This window comes from Zhouia amylolytica AD3, assembly GCF_000511935.2.
In the GTDB taxonomy this organism is placed as follows: Bacteria; Bacteroidota; Bacteroidia; order Flavobacteriales; family Flavobacteriaceae; genus Zhouia; species Zhouia amylolytica.
In genome coordinates, this window is the sequence record NZ_AYXY01000019.1 from 911424 (window position 1) to 931967 (window position 20544).

Consider the following 20544-nt stretch of genomic DNA (forward strand, 5'->3'; position numbering starts at 1 on the left):
TTACTGATATTATTAACTAATTAAGCTGAATTTATTTCCACATCTGAAAATAAATGCTGCTCCCTGATTAAAAAACTGGAAAATTTGAAAGCACTACTGACATAGGGTTGTCACTACACCGGATTAATTTTGCTCATAACAAACAAAAAATCATTTAAAATATACGTTATGAGCAGTGAAACAAATCACAAAGCAATCACAAAAACTGTCGTTACACCCGCACAGTTATTAGATCATTGGCAAGGCCACAGAAGACTAACCAGAAAAACAATCGAAGCATTTCCGGAAGAAAAACTTCTTAATCATTCCATTGGCGGAATGCGACCATTTGCCATAATGATTCAAGAACTTCTGGCAATAGCAGGACCAGGCATCGAAGGCCTGGTTACAGATAAATGGCAAGATTACAATGAAGACCTCAACCTGAACTCCAAAAAAGATCTTTTAAAAGCATGGGACACTCTTACCGATAAAATCAACAACTACTGGAGTAAAATCCCTCTAGAAGATTTTCAAAAAGAAATCTTGGCATTTGGCCTATACGAAGGAACTGTACAATCTACAATCCTATACTTTATTGATAACGAAATCCATCACCGTGGACAAGCATATGTTTATTTAAGGTCGCTTGGTATTGAACCTCCAATGTTTTGGGATAAAAATTAAATCGACACTTATGAAAACTGTTTTAGTCTTTAAAACATCTATCAATAGTGAACTGACCATAAAACATAAGGTTGAACATCTTTTAAACAACATAACCAGGGATCCTGATTCCTGGAACTTTGATCTTGAGGACTGCGATAACATTATTAGAGTTGAAACACAAAATGTAGCTCCGGAAGAGATCATCAATCCATTAATTAAGGAAGGGTTCTATTGTGAAGAACTTAAAGATTGAAAATAAAAAAAGCCCCTAAATGGGGCTTTTCAAGTTTTGAATATATGATAAAACTAGAAAATTTCTCTTCCTGAAAAATGAAACGCACCTTCAATAGCTGCATTTTCATCACTATCTGAACCGTGAACAGCGTTTTCACCTATGGATGTAGCATATAATTTACGAATAGTTCCTTCAGCAGCTTCCTCTGGGTTTGTAGCCCCAATTAAAGTTCTGAAATCCTCAACTGCATTGTCTTTTTCTAAAATTGCAGCAACTATTGGTCCTCTTGTCATAAACTCAACTAACTCTCCAAAAAATGGACGCTCGCTGTGAATTGCATAAAATTCTTCAGCATCACGCTTGCTTAACTGCGTAAACTTCAAAGCTACAATTTTAAAACCTGCAGCTGTAATTTTTTCTAGAATAGCTCCGATGTGTCCGTTCTCAACAGCATCAGGCTTAATCATTGTAAATGTTCTGTTTGTTGCCATGTGTGTTTTTAAATTTGGGTGCAAAAGTAGTGTTTTTAATTATTCTGACAAGAGTTTAATAAACCTGATCTAACTCTTGAAGCAAAATATTTCCATCTCCTACCATCTGCATCTTAACTTTCCTGGTTTCCAGATTTAATTTTAAAAGTCCAAAACTTCGTTGTTTAATGACTTTTCCTTCCCTGAACGGATTCTCTTCACCATTAAATTTTTCATAGCTATGAGTCAACCCACTGGATGTAAAATCATAAACCGGATACCCCAATCCATTGATGTTGATTTTGGAAAATTCAGAAATGTGCCGATCTCCCGATAAAAAAATGACCCCTTTCGCCCTACTCGTTGTAATTAAATTAAATAGCTTATCAACTTCATGAGGAAAATTACCCCACATTTCATAACCATGTTTATTTGAAAGTACCTGAATACTGCTAACTATAACATTAAAATCAGCCTTACTACTGATAAGCTCCTGTTCCAACCATTTCCACTGCTCCGCACCCAGTAAAGTTCCATCTCCATAAGCATTTGGCATGTAACGTTTCGATGAACCAAAATCTTTAGTAAGCGGACTTCTGAAATACCTTGTATCTAATAAAATTATTTTAACCGAACCCGCATTACTCGTGTAGGTTCTGGAACTATATGTTCCCTCCCTTTTTCGAAGTGCACTGTTCTTAGGCTCGTTGAAGAAATCATAAAACAATTGCTCTGATTCCTTTTTGTGCTCAAACTCAACCCCTCCATCATTCAATCCATAATCATGATCGTCCCATACCCCAATGATTTCTGTCGATTTCATCAGTTCACGGTAATCATCACCCCTTAGTTGTGTATCATAATCCCCAATCATTTTGTATTTGTTATAAGGATCGGAATAAATATTATCTCCACCCCAAATCCATACATCCGGATTGTTTTTAAGAACATCATCCCATAAAAGATTTTCTATCTTCTGATTATCACACGAGCCGAAAGCAATTACAAGTTCCTTATCGAACTTCACCTTAGAGCTTTTTTGCTTAGCACTACTGCAGCCCGACAACAAAGTGAGGGCACCTAAGGCACAAATTAATCTTAGCATAAACACGATATTGATCTGATACAAAAGTAATATTCCTTTTTAAAATTGCTACGTTATTAAATTGTATCTTAGCGCCCCATGAAAGAGAACCAAATTAAAGACATAAAAGAGTTTCTATCCAGCCCCAAAAAAATTTCAATCATACCACATAAAAATCCGGATGGAGATGCAATAGGATCTTCACTGGGATTAATGCATTATTTGAAGAAATTGGGACATACGGTACATGTTATTTCACCAAATGAGTATCCAAACTTCCTAAAATGGATGCCGGGCAATAATGAAGTCATAAAGTTTGATTATCAGGAAGATTATGCCAAAAGAATCCTAAAAGCATCAGACCTGATTTTTACACTTGATTTCAATTCTTTAAGTAGAATAGAAGAAATGAAGCCCTACCTTGAAAGTCTTGACGTCGATTTTGCAATGATTGACCATCATCAACAACCCGATGGCTATGCGAAGTATACGTATTCTGATGTATCGATGAGTGCTACCTGTGAGATGATCTACAATTTCATTTCTTATTTAGGGGATCTTGATCAAATTGATGCCGATATAGCAACATGCCTTTATGCAGGAATAATGACCGACACAGGTTCCTTTAGATTTTCCTCAACAACCAGTACTACCCATAGAATTATTGCAGACCTGATAGACAAAGGAGCTAAAAACACCGAAATTCACAATGCCATCTTTGATAGCAATTCTATCGACAAATTACATCTCTTAGGAGTAGCACTTAACAATTTAGTTTTTTTAGAAGCGTACAACATGGTCTATATAACCCTGACCAAAGCAGAACTTGAAAAACATAATTTTAAAAAAGGAGATACCGAAGGATTTGTTAACTACGGCCTTTCTATTGAAGGTGTAAAACTTTCTATTATATTTATCGAAAATAACGATGGTGATTACATCAAAATATCGTTGCGTTCGAAAGGTGATTTCTCAGTAAATGAAATGGCTAGAAAACACTTTAATGGTGGAGGACATATAAACGCTGCAGGGGGAAGAAGCGATATGAACATGGAAGATACCATTAATAAATTGAATGAAATTTTACCATATTATCAAAAAGAATTGCAATAAATGAAACGTATCATACTATTATTATTCGGATTGTTTCTGATGCTGTCCTGTAATGAGCCCGAACCTAGAAAACCCGTGGCACGTAAAACAGGTTCTTTTATGAGAGAGTCCATCGATCGAAATAAAGATCTATTACAAAAAGAAGAAACTTATATTAAAAGTATTATTGAAAGTGATACAATAAACACCTATTACAACTCATCTAATGGGTACTGGTATTATTACAATAAACAAGACACCACGGCATCTTACATGCCAAAAGAAGATGATGTCGTTCTGATTAATTACAATATTCGAACCCTGAATAATGACACCATATATACCAGTGAAGAAATTGGGAATATAAGATTCAAAGTAGACAAAGAAGACTATTTCCCGGGCTTAAGAACTGGAATTAAACTAATGAAAAAAGGGGAAGAAATCACTTTTCTATTCCCATCGGTTATGGGGTATGGATACCACGGTGATGATCAAAAAATAGGCACCAACCAGCCACTGATTAGTACCATCAGGTTAATAGACATCATTGAAGTTGCAAGTGACTCATTAAAAAATAACAAGAACTAAATCATACCTATAAATACATTAAACATGAAAAAAATAAATTTACTTATTGTAATGCTTGGCTTGTTCGTAGCCAGTTGTTCCTCTAAATACAGTGAGCTTGGCGACGGTCTGTTTGCCGATATCCAAACCACAAAAGGAGAGATTATTGTAAAACTAACCTACGACAAAACTCCGGTAACAGTTGCCAATTTTGTAACGCTGGCAGAAGGAACAAATCCTTTTGTAACAGATTCAATTAAAGGAAAAAAGTATTATGATGGCGTAATTTTTCACCGTGTAATTGAAGATTTTATGATTCAATCCGGTGATCCTACGGGGCAAGGGAATGGTAACCCAGGCTATAAATTTAAAGATGAATTCGACAAAAGTTTATCACATGATAAAAAAGGAATACTATCTATGGCTAATGCAGGATTTGGCACAAACGGAAGCCAGTTCTTCATCACCCATAAAGCAACTAAGTTTTTAGATGCATACGATGAAAGAGGAAATATTAAGCCATGTGAAAACCCTAGAGTAAGCTGTCATGCTGTTTTTGGAGAAGTGGTTAAAGGACTTGATGTAATTGACTCGATAGCAACCACTGAAACGAACCCTCAAGATCGACCGCTTGATAGTATCGTAATGAATAACATTAAAATTATAAGAAACGGTAAAGAGGCTAAAAGCTTTGATGCCGTTCAGGTTTTTACCGATTATTTTGAAGAAGCGAATAAAAAAGCTGAGGAGGCTAGAAAAGCAGCCGAAGATCTGGCAAAAGAGATAGAAGCCCAATTGCCGGAAGCAGAAGAAACCGAATCTGGACTTAAATATATTGTTCTTGAAAAAGGAACCGACGAAAAACCAAAGGAAGGGGATACAGTATTGGTGAACTATGCAGGTTATTTCACAGATGGACTTCTTTTTGACACAAGTTGGTTAGATGTTGCTGAAAAAATGAATGCTGTACAACAAAGTAAGTTAAGACGTAACGGGTATCAGCCATTCCCTACGGCATTAAGTTTAGATGCTCAATTAGTTGCCGGATTTAAAGAAGGTTTGTTTTTAATGAATTATGGAGATAAAATCCGCTTGTTCATCCCTTCTCATTTAGCATACGGGACAACAGGTTCCGGACCAATTCCTCCAAATACCGACTTGGTTTTTGATCTTCAAATAACCAAACCTCAGGAATAAAATTTAGCAGTAAGAATAATAAAAAAGCCTCGCGATGCGAGGCTTTTTTATATCCAATTATTTTTTTGGTATGTCTTTTAAAATCTCTAGAGTAAATTTCCAGAACTTTTGAACCGAGGCTATATTTACCCGTTCATCTGGTGAATGAGCCCCTCGAATCGTAGGACCATAACTAATCATATCCATATCCGGATAATTCTGACCTAAAATACCACACTCTAATCCGGCATGGCAAGCCACAACCTCTGGTTCCTCATTAAAAAGCTTCGCATACTTTTCTTTTAAAACTTCTAATATAGGCGAGTTCACATTTGGAGTCCATCCCGGATAAGCGCCACTCAATAACACTTCAAATCCCGCTAATTCAAAAGTAGCTCTAAGCGTATTTGCCAGATCTTCTTTGGAAGATTCTACAGACGATCTGGTCAGACACATAACTTCAACTTTACCATCTTTTATGGTAACCCTTGCCAGGTTATTGGAAGTCTCAACCAAATCATCCATATCAGCACTCATCCTGTATACCCCATTATGTGCTGCATATATGGCGTTAATAACACCCTCTTGCACACCCAAAGACATTACCTTAGAAGGGATATTGGTTGGTTGAGCTGTGATAGATAGATCAGGCTCCATAGTCTTTAATTCTGACTTAACAACCTCAGCGAGTTGGTTAAATTCATATTCAAAGGCCTCTTGATGCACCTTATCAATGACCACGGTAGCAGTACTCTCACGCGGAATCGCATTTCTTAAACCACCTCCATTAATTTCAGCTACTCGCAACCCATAATTTTCAAATCCTGCAAAAAGCATCCTATTCATGATCTTATTGGCATTACCCAATCCTTTATGAATATCCATACCACTATGCCCCCCTTGAAGACCTTTTATCAATAGCTGATATGCAATGGTCCCTTCAGGAACTGGTTCTTCATTATAGGTTCTGCTGGCTGTAATATCCACGCCGCCTGCACATCCTATATCTATTTCATCATCTTCTTCCGTGTCTAAGTTTAATAAAATCTCACCTTTAAGCACACCCCCTTTTAATCCCATTGCACCCGTCATACCAGTTTCTTCATCAATGGTAAATAAAGCCTCTAATGCCGGATGTGGAATATCATTACTCTGAAGAATCGCCATAATAGCGGCAACTCCCATTCCGTTATCAGCACCCAAAGTAGTCCCCTTAGCTTTAACCCATTCTCCATCAATATACATATCTATTCCCTGCGTATTGAAATCAAAATTAGTTCCTGCATTTTTTTGATGTACCATATCTAGATGGGATTGCATAACGATAGGAGTCCTGTCTCCCATACCACTTGTGGCAGGCTTTCGTATGATTACATTTCCTACTTCATCTTTTAGGGTTTCTAATCCCAATTTATGACCGAAATCCATCATAAAAGCGATGACCTCTTCCTCCTTTTTAGATGCTCTGGGTACAGCGTTTAAATCAGCAAAACAATTCCAAACTGATTGAGGCGCAAGTGTTCTTATTTCTTTACTCATGTTTTTAGTGTTTTTTATCGCTACAAAAGTAACCATCTTATCAAGAATGTCATTAATTTGGTTAAATTTGAATTCATGTCTAAAAGATTAAAAACGATTCTGGCCCTTTCAATCTTCCCACAAATTTTACTGGTAAAATGGCTGGGGAGTCACCCTGATTGGATAGAAACCTATTATAGCAATGCCTTTTATCCATTCTTATCCAAATCTTTACGCTATACATTTGGTTGGATCCCATTCTCTGTTGGAGATGTTTTTTATACGATAGCAACCATATTAATTATGCGCTTTCTTATATTAAGAGGAAAGATGTTCTTTGAACAAACTCGAAATTTTTTTAGAGAAATGTTCGTTCTTATCTCTTTCCTGTACTTTACTTTCCATCTTTTTTGGGGCATGAATTATTACAGAAAACCAATTCATGAATCTTTAAATATTGGCAATGAATACTCTTATGAAGAACTTCTGAATTTTACAGATCAACTCGTTGCTAAGTGTAATGAGCTCCATCTGCAAATAACAAACAATGACACGGTTCTGGTTAAGATTCCTTACTCCAAAAATGAGATGTACAGAATGACCAAAAATGGGTATCAAAATCTCTCTGAAAAGATCCCGGATCTTCAGTATTCTCCGAAAAGTATTAAAACATCATTGTATAGTACGGCCCTAACCTATATGGGGTACAGTGGATACCTGAATCCATTCACCAATGAAGCACAGGTAAACGGCCTGCAGGTTGATTTTAAATACCCGACAGTTAGTTGTCATGAGGAAGCTCATCAAATTGGTTATTCAGCAGAAAATGAAGCTAACTTCATAGGATATTTAGCCGCCGTTCACAATGACGATATTTATTTCCAATATTCGGGATACTTATATGTAATGCGCTATTTTTTAGGTGAGATTAAACGAAACGATCCTGAATTATTCGAAGAATACAATACCAAAATAAATTCCGGAATTATTAAGAATTATGTCGAAGTTGCTAATTTCTGGCGAAAACATAAAACCAAAGCAGAGCCGGCTTTTAAACAAACCTTCAATACCTTCTTGAAAGCAAACAACCAAAAAGATGGCATTAAAACCTACAGCTATGTAGTGGCGCTATTAATTAACTATTATAAAAAGAACCCTTTTTAAAACGTTAAAAAAAACTTAACACCCCCTATTCTTCTTAAAGTTATTATAATTTTAGAAAGCTAATCTAAATTAATTAATACATGAGAGTAAAACTACTATCGCTATGTATGCTATGGTTAAGTTTTTCGGTCTTTTCTCAAGAATATTTTCCGAAAAATGACGGCGTTAAAACCTCAAAAAATAGTTATACCGCGTTTACAAATGCAAAAATTTATGTGACCCCTACTGAAGTGCTGGAAAACGCAACACTTCTTATTCAAAAAGGAAAGGTTATTGCTGCCGGGACTTCTGTTGAAGTACCAGACAACTCAATAACAATAAACCTGGAAGGAAAATACATTTACCCTTCATTCATTGATATTTATTCCGAATTTGGTGTCGAAAAACCAAAAAGACAAAGAAGTTCCGGCCCGCAGTATGATGCAAGTCGTAAAGGTTATTACTGGAATGACCATATCATACCGGATCAGGATGCAGTTAACAAGTTTAAATTCGACACTAATAAAGCTAAAGAACTTGTTGAAAATGGATTTGGGGTCGTGAACACTCATATTGCTGATGGTATCGTGAGAGGTTCAGGAGTTTTGGTGGCGCTAAATTCAGAAGCCAATAACAGTGAAAGAATATTAGAGCAAAAATCATCTCAGTTTTTATCATTTGACAAAAGTGCTGCTTCTAACCAATCCTACCCAACATCATTAATGGGGGCAATGGCTTTACTGAGACAACTTTACCATGATGCTGACTGGTATGCTAAAGGAAATGCTGACAATAAAGACATGGCTATTGAAGCCTTGATTAAGAATCAGGAACTTCCACAAATTTTTGATGCCGGAAACAACAAACTTAATGCGCTTAGAGCAAACAAGATTGGAAATGAATTTGATATAAAGTATATCATTAAGGGAAGTGGTTATGAATATGAGCGAATTGATGAAATTAAAAACCTCAATTCACCTTTAATTATCCCCCTGAACTTTCCGAATGCTTATGATGTAACAGACCCTTATCAGGCTTCTAAAGTTTCGCTATCAGATATGCGTCAATGGAATCAGGCACCGACAAATCTTTCAGTACTCTCAAGCAATAATATTTCGTTCGCTTTAACTACTGCAGAAAATAAAAAAGTCTCAGAATTTAAAAGTAACTTGATGAAGGCTATTGAATATGGTTTGGCGCCTGAGATTGCTTTAGCTGCATTGACAGAAGTTCCGGCAAAATTACTTGGTAAAAGTGACGAAATGGGATCTTTGAAAAATGGAACACATGCTAACTTCTTAATTACATCCGGACCTTTATTTGAGAAATCAACCACGCTATATGAGAACTGGGTTCAAGGTCAGAAACATATTATAAACAATATGAATATTAAAGATATTCGTGGCGATTATAATTTAAAGGTGAATGGCACCGAATACAACTTAAGTATAAAAGGAAAAATAGAAAGCCCTTCAATCGAAATTAAAAAAGACACCTTAAAAATTGCTTCAAAATTAGAATATAATAATGGATGGGTTAATGTCTTTTTTGCACCCGAAACTGATGGCAGTAAAACCTATACAAGATTAACCACCAAGGTAACAAAATCAGACAACCTTAATGGCTCTGGTGTATTAGCCAATGGAACTTCAGTGAATTGGTATGCAACCAAAACTTCCGATTTTGAGTCTAAAGAGAAACAAGATAAAAACGAGGAGCAACCTAAAGTTTTCCCGGTTTCTTTCCCTAACAAAGCTTACGGATTTAAAAACACTCCGCAGCAAGAAACAATTTTATTTAAAAATGCTACCGTCTGGACTAATGAAAATGAAGGTGTTTTAAAAAACACTGATGTTTTAGTCAAAAATGGTAAAATTGCAGAGATTGGAACTAATTTATCTTCAAATGAAGCCAGGGTGATCGATGCCACAGGTAAACATCTAACCACTGGTATAATAGATGAGCATTCTCACATTGCTGCTGATGCCATTAATGAAGCAGGTCATAATTCATCAGCTGAAGTCAATATCGGAGATGTTGTAAACCCGGATGACATCAACATTTATAGAAATTTGTCAGGTGGAGTAACTACAATTCAGATTCTTCACGGATCTGCTAATCCTATTGGAGGACGTTCTGCCTTGATTAAATTAAAATGGGGAGGAAGTGCTGAAGATATGTTAATCGATAATGCCCCGAAATTTATAAAGTTCGCATTGGGAGAGAATGTTAAGCAATCGAATTGGGGAACTACGCAAACCATTCGTTTTCCTCAAACCAGAATGGGTGTAGAACAAGTTTTTACGGACTACTTCCAAAGAGCAAAAGAATACAAAGAATCCTGGAATAATTATAACCAACTTTCACGAAGAGCGAAAGCCAATTCAAAAGCTCCAAGGTATGATATTGAAATGGAAACTATTGCTGAAATCATCAATAAAGAAAGATTTATCTCCTGTCATTCCTATGTGCAAAGTGAAATTAATATGCTGATGAAAGTAGCTGACAATTTCAACTTTAATGTTAATACATTCACGCATATCCTTGAAGGATATAAAGTAGCCGATAAAATGGTAGAACACGGTGTAGGAGGATCTACTTTTTCTGACTGGTGGGCTTATAAATATGAAGTGAAAGATGCGATCCCTTATAATGCAGCCATAATGCATGATGCAGGGGTTACTGTAGCAATCAATTCTGATGATGCAGAAATGTCGAGAAGACTAAACCAAGAGGCTGCTAAAACCATTAAATATGGAGGGGTTTCAGAAGAAGATGCCTGGAAGTTCGTAACGCTGAACCCGGCAAAATTACTGCATTTAGATGATAGAATTGGAAGCATTAAAAAAGGTAAAGATGCAGATTTAGTGCTTTGGAGTGATCATCCGCTTTCTATCTATGCCATAGCAGAAAAAACAATGATTGAAGGTACTGTTTACTACGACTATGAAACCATGCAGGAAATGCAAAACAGTATCAATAGCGAACGTAACGAGCTTATCAACATGATGATTGCCGCAAAAAATAATGGCATGAAAACACAAGCTCCCGTGAAAAAAGAAGAAAAACACTTTCACTGTGATTCATTATAAAAATTTAAACAGATGAAAAAAACAATACTAAATATTGCTGCATGTGTTTTTGCCATTACCTCGATAATGGCACAACAAACACCGGCACCGAAGCAATCCAAATCGATACTAATAATGAACGCTACCGCCCATTTAGGGAATGGAGAAGTTATAGAAAACAGTCTAATTGGATTTAAAGATGGTAAACTATCTCTGGTTGCAGATGCCACCACAAGCAAGTTAGATCAACAGGCATATGATGAAATTATTGAAGCCGCTGGAAAACACGTTTATCCCGGATTCATTGCATGTAATGCGACCCTGGGCTTGGTGGAAATAGATGCCGTACGTGCCACAGATGACGAAGATGAGATTGGAGGCATGATTCCTAATATAAGAAGTTTAATTGCCTATAATGCTGAATCTCAAATCGTAGAGTCCATGAGACCTAATGGGGTGTTAATGGCACAAATAACACCACGAGGAGGAAGAATATCCGGCACCTCTTCTGTAGTGCAGTTGGATGCCTGGAATTGGGAAGATGCCGCCATAAAAGTAGACGATGCTATTCACCTTAATTGGCCGAACAGCTTTACCAGGGGTCGTTGGTGGCTAGGTGAAGACCCGGGTATGAAGCCAAATAAAAAATACCCGGAAGATCTTGATGATGTAGTTTCTTTTATAAATGAAGCCAAAGCATACTTAAAAGGAGATCAGACCCCCAGAAATTTGCCATATGAAGCCTTATCCGGATTAATCGATGGTACTCAAAAACTTTATATCCATGTAGACGGTGAAAAGGAAATATTGGATGCTATTAATTTCTCCCAAGAAAATAATATAAAAATTGTAATTGTTGGTGGCCGGGAATCCTATAAAGTTGCCGACATGCTTGCTGAAAACAATATCCCTGTTTTGGTTGGCAGACCGCATAGCCTCCCGGCCGGAGAGGATACTAATGTAAAGCAGCCTTATAAATTAGCTGCATTATTAACAGAAAAAGGTGTATTAGTTAGTATTGACCCCAGCGGTAGCATGGAGCGTATGAATACCCGAAATCTACCCTTCTATGCAGGAACCTTTGCAGCATATGGTTTAAACAAAGAACAAGCTATAGCTCTTTTAACCTTAAATGCTGCTAAAATTTTAGGAATTGATGATTTAGCAGGTTCCCTCGAGATTGGTAAAGATGCTACCTTATTTATAAGTGAAGGAGATGCATTAGACATGCGAACTAATAAGCTTTCTCAAGCATTCATTCAAGGAAGAGACATTAGTCTCGAAAGCCATCAAACTGAATTATACCATAGGTATAACTCAAAGATTAATGGTAAATAAATAATACGATCTACATTGAAAATAAAAGCGTGCCTGATGGCACGCTTTTTTGCTTAATTTTGCTAAAATTTCTAGCATTGAAAAAGATTACTAGTACACAGAATTCCCTGATTAAGGAAATCGTTTTATTAAAAGAAAAGTCGCGAGAACGCAGAAAATCAGGCACCTTTGTCATTGAAGGGCTTAGAGAGGTACAACTTGCGCTTAAAGGCGGTTATCAGCTCAATAGGATACTATTTTATAATGACATATGTCCTGTTGTTAAGATTGAAGAGTTGGTAAGAACATGTAATTTCACCCCTGATTTAATAGAAATTTCAAAAGAAGTTTACCAAAAAATTTCCTACAGACAAACCACCGAAGGAATTATTGCTATTGCAAATACTAAAAAACATTCGCTGGAAGAACTTAGTTTTAAAAATAACACCCCATTAATTCTTGTTGCCGAAGCACCTGAAAAGCCGGGAAATATAGGGGCATTATTGAGAACAGCAGATGCCGCCGCTGTTGATGCGGTTATAATTGCTAATCCAAAAACAGACCTCTACAACCCCAATATTATCAGATCAAGTGTAGGATGTGTATTCACCAATCAAATTGCCGCTGGAACAACCCAGGAAATAATAAAATTTCTTAAAGATCGTAACATTCAGATTAATTGTGCAGCACTAACAGCATCCGTTAATTATCATACGATCGATTACACGAACCCTACTGCCATTGTAGTGGGAACCGAAGCTACAGGATTAAGCGATGAATGGCTAGAAAATGCCTCCCGTAACATAATAATTCCAATGCAAGGAGAAATAGACTCAATGAATGTTTCTGTATCTGCAGCTATTATTATTTTTGAAGCTAAAAGACAACGTTCCTTTAACTAGATAAGCTCACAATAACTCCAAAACATCATTCATACAATGAATCCTGACACCTTGTTTTATATTATCATCACCATATTAATTGTTGATTTTATCTTCGATAAGATTCTTGATCGCTTGAATGCAAATCATTTCAATGATCCGGTTCCTGATGATTTAAAAGATGTATACGATAACGAAGAATATGAAAAATCACAACGATACAAAACCACAAATTATAAATTCAGCACCCTCACTTCTACAATTTCAATCGTAGCCACACTAGCTTTTTTCTTTCTCGATGGATTCGATTTTGTAGATAGGTTAGCCCGTAATAGCTCAAATAATGAAATTGTGATTGCTCTTGTCTTTTTTGGGATTATCATGTTTGCTTCAGATATTCTTAGCACTCCGTTTTCATATTATCACACCTTTGTTATTGAAGAGAAATTCGGATTTAACAAAACCACTAAAAAAACATTTTTTATAGATAAGATCAAAGGTTGGATAATGACAGTGATCCTGGGTGGAGGCATCTTAGCCATTATCATTTGGTTTTATAAGGTTACCGGAGCGAACTTCTGGCTATACGCATGGGGCTTGATTGCTGTATTTACAATTTTCATGAATATGTTTTATACCAGGTTAATTGTCCCCCTGTTCAATAAACAAACACCCTTAGAGGATGGATCCCTCAAAAACAAAATAGAAGCATATGCTTCAAAAATTGGGTTTAATATCAATAAGATATTTGTGATAGACGGCTCAAAAAGATCTACAAAAGCTAATGCTTATTTCTCTGGGTTTGGTTCTCAGAAACAAGTTACCTTATATGATACCCTTATAAACGACCTGGAAGAAGATGAAATTTTGGCAGTTTTAGCGCATGAAGTAGGTCACTACAAACACAAGCATATCATATTTAACCTCATTGCCTCAATTCTGCTTACGGGAATTACATTATATATCTTATCCCTGTTTATAAACATTCCCGAATTCTCCATGGCTATTGGGGTGAGTCAGCCAAGTTTCCATGCAGGATTAATTGCTTTCGGTATCCTGTACACGCCTATCTCAGAGCTTACAGGACTGATCATGAATTTCATTTCCAGAAAATTTGAATACCAGGCAGATCTTTATGCTAAAGATACTTATAAAGCAGAACCTCTTATCACATCGTTAAAAAAACTATCTAAAAATAATTTAAGTAATCTTACCCCACATCCAACTTATGTATTTGTCCATTATTCACATCCAACGCTTTTGCAACGGATGCGTAAACTTAAGGCATAGATTTTGTTGTTAAATAATAAAGATTGTGTTAAATTTAATATATGGCTGTAATTGATACGGAATTAGAGAATAAACAAATTGCCAAACAGTATAAAGAACTGTTGCGCATAAGTTATCAAGCGCTTTCAGATGACGATAAGAAGCTCATTAGAAAAGCATTTGATACAGCTGTTGATGCCCATAAGGAACAACGGAGAAAAAGTGGGGAAGCCTATATATTCCACCCAATCGCAGTAGCCAAAATAGTCGCTCGTGAAATAGGATTGGATGCGACAGCCATTGCAGCAGCCCTATTACATGATGTAGTAGAAGACACGGATTACACACTTGAAGACCTTGAAAGATTATTTGGTGAAACCATTGCGAAAATTGTAGATGGTCTGACCAAAATCTCCATGATAAGCTCTGAACAAGATATCTCACTCCAAGCTGAGAACTTTAGAAAGATGCTCCTGACCCTTAATGATGATGTTAGGGTAATCTTAATAAAGATAGCCGATCGCTTGCACAACATGCAAACCATGGAGTCAATGCCGGAGCATAAACAAGTAAAAATAGCATCCGAGACCTTATACATATATGCTCCTTTAGCACACCGAATTGGACTCTACAATATCAAAACAGAACTGGAGGATCTCGGGTTAAAATATACCGAGCCTGATGTTTATAATGATATACTCGGAAAAATAGAAGAAAGCAAAGAAGAGCAAAATGAATATATCGAAACCTTTAGCAATGTAATTAAAGAAACCCTAGATAACGAAGGCCTCAATTACACCATTAAAGGAAGACCGAAATCAATCTTCTCTATCAGAAGAAAAATGCTTGCTCAAAATGTTAGCTTTGATGAAGTCTACGATAAGTTTGCTATTCGAATCATCTATAAAAGTGACTATGCCAACGAAAAATTCCTGGCATGGAAAATATATTCCGTGGTTACCGATCACTTTAGACCAAACCCTGTAAGACTTAGAGATTGGATATCTTCACCCAAATCCACTGGATATGAAGCCCTACACATAACCGTTATGGGGCCAAAAGGACGCTGGGTTGAAGTGCAGATAAGAAGTGAGCGCATGCACGAAATTGCAGAAAAAGGATATGCGGCTCACTTTAAATATAAACACGGTAAACAGCAAGAGCAAGGAATTGAAGTCTGGTTGAACAGGCTTCAGGAAGCTTTGGAAAATCCTGAAATGAATGCCGTCGATTTTGTTGAAGAGTTTAAACTAAATCTTTACGCAAAAGAGATATTTGTTTTTACGCCAAAAGGAGATTTAAAATCACTGCCTAAAGACGCTACACCTCTTGATTTTGCTTTCAGTATTCATACCGAAGTAGGATTACACACCCGTGGTGCAAAAGTCAATGGTAAATTAGTCCCGCTGAGCCATCCCTTAAAAAGCGGTGATCAGGTCGAAGTTATAACTTCAGATAGCTCTAAACCGAATGCTAACTGGCTCGATTATGCCACTACAGCCAGAGCTCGTTCAAAGATTAAATCGGCCTTACGAGAAGAAAAAAGAGGTATTGCTGAAGATGGTAAAGAAATTCTACGTCGTAAATTAAAGCAGCTTAAAATAACTCTGAATGAAAAGACAGTCAACCAATTGGTGGTCTACTTTAAACTGAAAACAAGCTTAGATCTGTTTTACCGGGTGGGTATTGGTAAAATTGACAACCAAATGCTAAAAGACTTTGCGGCTTCGCGAACAAATACGTTCATCAATTTCTTCAAAAATAGAATGAAGAAAGGGACCGCAGCAGAAGAAATTCACAAAGATGAAATAACGAATAAATACGATCTGTTAGTTTTTGGAAAAGAAGAAGAAAAACTAGATTATAAAATCGCTAACTGCTGTAACCCTATTCCGGGAGATGATGTCTTTGGTTTTGTAACCGTAAACGAAGGAATCAAAGTGCATAAAAAAGACTGTCCAAATGCTTTAGCTTTACAATCTAATTTTGCCTATCGTATCATTCAAGCCAAATGGGTCGACTCTTCACAACAAAACTTTACAGCCAATATTAGATTAACAGGTATTGATAAATTAGGACTGGTTAGCAATGTTACCAAAGTGATCTCAAACAATATGCATGTTAATATGAAGAATATTAAATTCGACACCAATGATGGGGTGTTTTCAGGAAATATCACCCTTGAGGTAAAAAACAATATCATCCTTAAAAAACTAATAGAAAACCTAAAAAAAGTTAACGGAATAGATAAAGTAACTCGAATTTAATATTAAACCGTACATTTGTAGCTGATTTTGAATTTTCGATAATGAATGACAATAAAAATCAAGAGATTGTAAAAAACGTTTTTACTAAATTTTTAGAAGAAAACGGGCACCGTAAGACACCTGAACGCTATGCTATACTTCAGGAAATATATGATAACGAAGAACATTTTGATATAGAAAGTCTTTATATCAAAATGAAAAATAAAAACTATCGTGTAAGTCGTGCTACACTGTATAACACCATTGAACTTCTTTTAGAATGTAATCTGGTACGTAAACATCAGTTTGGTCAAAGTCAGGCTCATTACGAAAAATCATTCTTCGATAAACAGCATGATCATGTAATTTTAACAGATACTGGTGAAGTGTTAGAATTCTGCGATCCACGCATCCAAACCATAAAAAAAACAATTGAAGAGGTTTTTGATATTAAAATTCAAAACCATTCGTTGTATTTTTACGGCACAAAAAATAAAGACAATTAATTAACTACACATAAATAACACAATGGCGGTAGATTTACTACTAGGATTACAATGGGGAGACGAAGGAAAAGGTAAAATTGTTGACGTTCTCACCAAAGATTATGATATTATCGCTCGTTTTCAGGGCGGACCCAACGCTGGACATACACTAGAGTTTGATGGCATTAAACATGTCCTTCATACTATTCCTTCAGGTATTTTTCACAAAAATGCCATCAATGTTGTTGGAAATGGTGTTGTAATTGATCCGGTAATATTTAAAAAGGAAATTGACAATCTTAGTCAATTTGAAATCAATATTAATGAAAAGCTCCTGATTTCGAGAAAAGCCCACCTTATTTTACCAACACACCGGTTATTGGATGCTGCTTCTGAAGCATCAAAAGGTAAGGCTAAAATAGGTTCGACCCTTAAGGGAATTGGTCCAACTTATATGGATAAAACTGGGCGAAATGGGATCAGGGTTGGAGATCTTGAATTAGAAGACTGGAAAGAACGATACCGATCTCTGGCTAATAAGCATGAAGAAATGATTAAGTTCTTCAATGTTGATATTCAATACGATTTAGCCGAATTAGAGAAAGATTTCTTTGAGGCAATTGACGCGCTAAAACAACTTACATTTATTGACAGTGAAGAATTTGTTTTTCAGGCAATGAAATCAGGTAAGACTATTTTAGCAGAAGGCGCACAGGGATCTTTATTGGATATTGATTTTGGAACCTATCCATTTGTTACCTCTTCCAATACAACGGCGGCAGGTGCATGTACCGGTTTAGGAGTTGCTCCTAATAAAATTGGCGAGGTTTTAGGTATTTTTAAAGCTTATACTACCCGAGTAGGTAGTGGCCCCTTCCCTACCGAATTGTTTGATGAAGATGGAGAAACATTAGGACGGATAGGAAATGAATTCGGAGCTACAACCGGTAGAAAAAGACGTTGTGGTTGGTTAGACCTGGTAGCCTTGCGTTATGCAGTACAGGTAAATGGGGTAACCCAACTTATGATGATGAAAGCTGATGTACTTAGTGGTTTTAAAACCTTAAAAGTATGTACCGGATATGAGTATAACGGTGAAGTAGTGAACCACCTTCCTTACAATATTGAACCTGAAAATGTCAATCCAGTATACATTGAAATGAAAGGATGGTCTAAAGATCTTACAGGACTTAATTCCGCCGAAGAGTTTCCATCAGAACTGAATGAATATATTAGCTTCCTGGAAAAAGAACTTGAGGTGCCAATTAAAATTGTTTCGGTCGGTCCGGACAGAAAACAAACCATTCACCTATAAATAACAAAAACGCTTTGGTTAAATCACCAAAGCGTTTTTGCTTAAACTAATTGCTTTGTTCAAAGTACACCTAATATCAAATTGTTAACTCTTCCAATGCATCGTTCAGCATTGGAAATGGATGAACCAAAACCAGAATCGTCCCTGGATATCTAAACTGACTTCCAAATAATATAGAAGTCAATTTTGCCTGTAGAAATAAAACTTTTTAAGCACAGGCTTATTTTTAATCTTACATAGTGAGTAAAATTTTTAATTTTATAAAAAATTTTAAAGTATTGAGATTTATATTAAATACATGCTGTTACATTTTAGTCCTTTTAAGCTTTTATTCGAATGCTCAAGAACCACAAGGCAAACGTATTAAAATTGTTTATGGAGGTGACTTTTCTAAAGATGAAGCAAAGTATCCTGGAGCTGCTATATTTAGCAAAGCCGGAGATAGACAAGTTCAGTTCGAGCATGAGGGCGTAGACTTTTGGTGTGATGTTGCGGTTTATTATCAAGAAGATAATACCATAAAGGCTTACGGAGATGTCTTTTTCCAACAGGGAGACTCTATCAAGATGAATAGTGATCGAACTGAGTATAACGGTAACACAAAAATTGCTGTGGCAGAAGGAGCTGTTAACCTCCGTAATAACTCGATGGAGTTAACCTCTGAGAAAGTGTGGTTTGACAGAACAATACAAGAAGCTTATTACAACACCTTTGGAACCGTTAAGGACAGCGTTAATACACTAACAAGCAATAAGGGACGCTATTACCTTACAATCAAAAAATACGAGTTTAAAAGCGATGTGAAAATTGTGAACCCTGATTACAACATCGAATCAGCGCGTTTAGATTACTATACCAACTCGCGAAACGCCTATATGTACGGCCCTTCAACGATTACAGGTAAAGATTATAAGTTGTACTGTGAAAGAGGCTTTTACGATACCAAAGTTGAAAATGGCTATGGTATTAAAAACACCCGCATCGACTATAATAACAGAATTATACGAGGAGATAGCGTTTATTTCGATAAAGCCAGGGAATTTGCCTCTGCCACGAACAATATTAGAGTTATTGACACCATAAATAAAGGAGTTGTAAAAGGTCATTATGCAGAAGTTTACAAAGCAAAAGACTCCCTTTTTGTTACAAAAAGAGCTGTAGCTATCAGTATTGTAGAAAAAGACTCCATGTATATTCATGGAGACACACTAATGGTTACAGGTAAGGAAAATGAACGGATCATTAAGGCCTTTCATAACGCAAAATTCTTTAAAAGTGATATGAGTGGTAAATGCGACTCCATTACCTCTGATGAAAAATCGGGAATTACACGACTGATTAAAGACCCTATTTTATGGAGTGGCAAAACACAAATGACTGGCGACAGCATCCTGATAACCTCAGATCTTGAAACAGAAAAGCTTGATTCATTAAAAGTACTGAATAATGCATTTATCGTTCAAAAGGATACATTGAGTGAAAACGCTTTCAATCAGATAAAAGGCAAAGATCTGTTTGGAAAATTTATAGATAATAAACTAAAACAAGTTGATGTTGTAAAAAATGCCGAACTGATTTATTACCTCTGGAACGAGACTGAGTTTATAGGAATTGATAAGAGAAAATGCGGAAGCATTGAATTTATTTTTTCTGAAAATGAAATTGATGATGTAATATCGAGAAATGAAGTAGATGGTAACATATATCCGGACAAGGAACTCCCCCCTAATGGCAGGAAATTGAGAGGATTAAAATGGTATGGCGATCAGATGATCTTAACGAAGGATGATATATTTGACAAAGACGACAACAATATTATATTACCTGAAATTAAAGGAGTTACAAACCCTATTGATATTGACAATCCTAACCTTGCTCCCGGAGAAGAGAAAATTGATGAGAAGAGCGATGAAGAAAATGATCCCTCAAAGCAAAACCCGACCAATGTCCAGCCAAAGCCTAAAGCCACACCAGCAAAAAAGCAGGACACTATTGTAGTCAAAAAGAGTAGCAAAACAAACTAAAGG

17 protein-coding genes are annotated in these 20544 nt (G+C 36.3%); 14 read left to right on the forward strand and 3 right to left on the reverse strand.

Annotated elements, in window-relative coordinates:
- The first annotated feature begins 168 nt into the window (after positions 1 to 168).
- Together P278_RS08715 and P278_RS08720 are read left to right on the forward strand one after the other, a co-directional pair.
- Positions 169 to 666 carry a DinB family protein gene (locus P278_RS08715; protein WP_038265058.1) on the forward strand — a complete coding sequence of 166 codons (498 nt, stop codon included), beginning with the start codon at positions 169 to 171 and terminating at the stop codon, positions 664 to 666.
- Between the two features lie 10 nt (positions 667 to 676).
- Positions 677 to 901: a hypothetical protein gene (locus tag P278_RS08720; RefSeq protein ID WP_038265061.1), complete on the forward strand. Its 225-nt coding sequence runs from the start codon at positions 677 to 679 to the stop codon at positions 899 to 901.
- 53 nt (positions 902 to 954) lie between these two features.
- Here the strand turns inward: P278_RS08720 and P278_RS08725 are convergent, their stop codons facing one another.
- Both P278_RS08725 and P278_RS08730 read right to left on the reverse strand, forming a co-directional pair.
- Positions 955 to 1374, reverse strand: coding sequence for a nucleoside-diphosphate kinase (locus tag P278_RS08725; protein ID WP_038265064.1), 420 nt, complete (start codon positions 1372 to 1374; stop codon positions 955 to 957).
- A gap of 55 nt (positions 1375 to 1429) precedes the next feature.
- Positions 1430 to 2458 carry an alkaline phosphatase D family protein gene (locus P278_RS08730; RefSeq protein WP_038265067.1) on the reverse strand — a complete coding sequence of 343 codons (1029 nt, stop codon included), beginning with the start codon at positions 2456 to 2458 and terminating at the stop codon, positions 1430 to 1432.
- Between the two features lie 78 nt (positions 2459 to 2536).
- Here P278_RS08730 and P278_RS08735 point away from each other — a divergent pair, with 78 nt between their 5' ends.
- The 3 genes from P278_RS08735 to P278_RS08745 are packed head-to-tail and all read left to right on the forward strand — an operon-like array spanning position 2537 to position 5293.
- Complete coding sequence (locus P278_RS08735; RefSeq protein WP_038265070.1) at positions 2537 to 3550, forward strand: DHH family phosphoesterase; 1014 nt, start codon at positions 2537 to 2539, stop codon at positions 3548 to 3550.
- Complete coding sequence (gene gldI, locus P278_RS08740) at positions 3551 to 4117, forward strand: gliding motility-associated peptidyl-prolyl isomerase GldI (RefSeq protein WP_038265073.1); 567 nt, start codon at positions 3551 to 3553, stop codon at positions 4115 to 4117. It begins immediately after the preceding gene.
- 24 nt (positions 4118 to 4141) lie between these two features.
- Positions 4142 to 5293 (forward strand): peptidylprolyl isomerase, encoded by a 1152-nt coding sequence (locus P278_RS08745; protein WP_038265074.1) that lies wholly within the window; start codon positions 4142 to 4144, stop codon positions 5291 to 5293.
- Between the two features lie 57 nt (positions 5294 to 5350).
- Here the strand turns inward: P278_RS08745 and P278_RS08750 are convergent, their stop codons facing one another.
- Positions 5351 to 6811: an aminoacyl-histidine dipeptidase gene (locus P278_RS08750; RefSeq protein ID WP_038265546.1), complete on the reverse strand. Its 1461-nt coding sequence runs from the start codon at positions 6809 to 6811 to the stop codon at positions 5351 to 5353.
- 75 nt (positions 6812 to 6886) lie between these two features.
- On the opposite strand from P278_RS08750, the gene P278_RS08755 reads away from it, so the two are divergent.
- The 9 genes from P278_RS08755 to P278_RS08795 all read left to right on the forward strand — a co-directional run bounded on the left by P278_RS08755 (position 6887) and on the right by P278_RS08795 (position 20541).
- Positions 6887 to 7954 (forward strand): DUF3810 domain-containing protein, encoded by a 1068-nt coding sequence (locus P278_RS08755; RefSeq protein ID WP_038265076.1) that lies wholly within the window; start codon positions 6887 to 6889, stop codon positions 7952 to 7954.
- An 80-nt stretch (positions 7955 to 8034) separates the two neighbouring features.
- Positions 8035 to 11025, forward strand: a complete 2991-nt coding sequence (locus P278_RS08760; protein ID WP_038265078.1) for an amidohydrolase family protein — start codon at positions 8035 to 8037, stop codon at positions 11023 to 11025.
- Positions 11026 to 11037: 12 nt separating this feature from the next.
- A complete protein-coding gene (locus P278_RS08765; RefSeq protein WP_038265081.1) occupies positions 11038 to 12342 on the forward strand; it encodes an amidohydrolase family protein in 1305 nt (434 codons plus the stop codon).
- A gap of 77 nt (positions 12343 to 12419) precedes the next feature.
- Positions 12420 to 13223, forward strand: a complete 804-nt coding sequence (locus P278_RS08770) for a TrmH family RNA methyltransferase (RefSeq protein ID WP_038265084.1) — start codon at positions 12420 to 12422, stop codon at positions 13221 to 13223.
- Between the two features lie 36 nt (positions 13224 to 13259).
- A complete protein-coding gene (locus P278_RS08775; protein ID WP_038265087.1) occupies positions 13260 to 14492 on the forward strand; it encodes a M48 family metallopeptidase in 1233 nt (410 codons plus the stop codon).
- A gap of 41 nt (positions 14493 to 14533) precedes the next feature.
- The gene (locus P278_RS08780; protein ID WP_038265090.1) at positions 14534 to 16738 is read left to right on the forward strand and encodes a RelA/SpoT family protein; all 2205 of its coding nucleotides are present in this window, start codon (positions 14534 to 14536) and stop codon (positions 16736 to 16738) included.
- Positions 16739 to 16779: 41 nt separating this feature from the next.
- Positions 16780 to 17223 (forward strand): Fur family transcriptional regulator, encoded by a 444-nt coding sequence (locus P278_RS08785; protein WP_038265093.1) that lies wholly within the window; start codon positions 16780 to 16782, stop codon positions 17221 to 17223.
- 22 nt (positions 17224 to 17245) lie between these two features.
- Positions 17246 to 18517: an adenylosuccinate synthase gene (locus P278_RS08790; RefSeq protein ID WP_038265096.1), complete on the forward strand. Its 1272-nt coding sequence runs from the start codon at positions 17246 to 17248 to the stop codon at positions 18515 to 18517.
- Positions 18518 to 18795: 278 nt separating this feature from the next.
- Positions 18796 to 20541: an OstA-like protein gene (locus P278_RS08795; RefSeq protein ID WP_235444267.1), complete on the forward strand. Its 1746-nt coding sequence runs from the start codon at positions 18796 to 18798 to the stop codon at positions 20539 to 20541.
- The last annotated feature ends 3 nt before the right edge of the window (positions 20542 to 20544 follow it).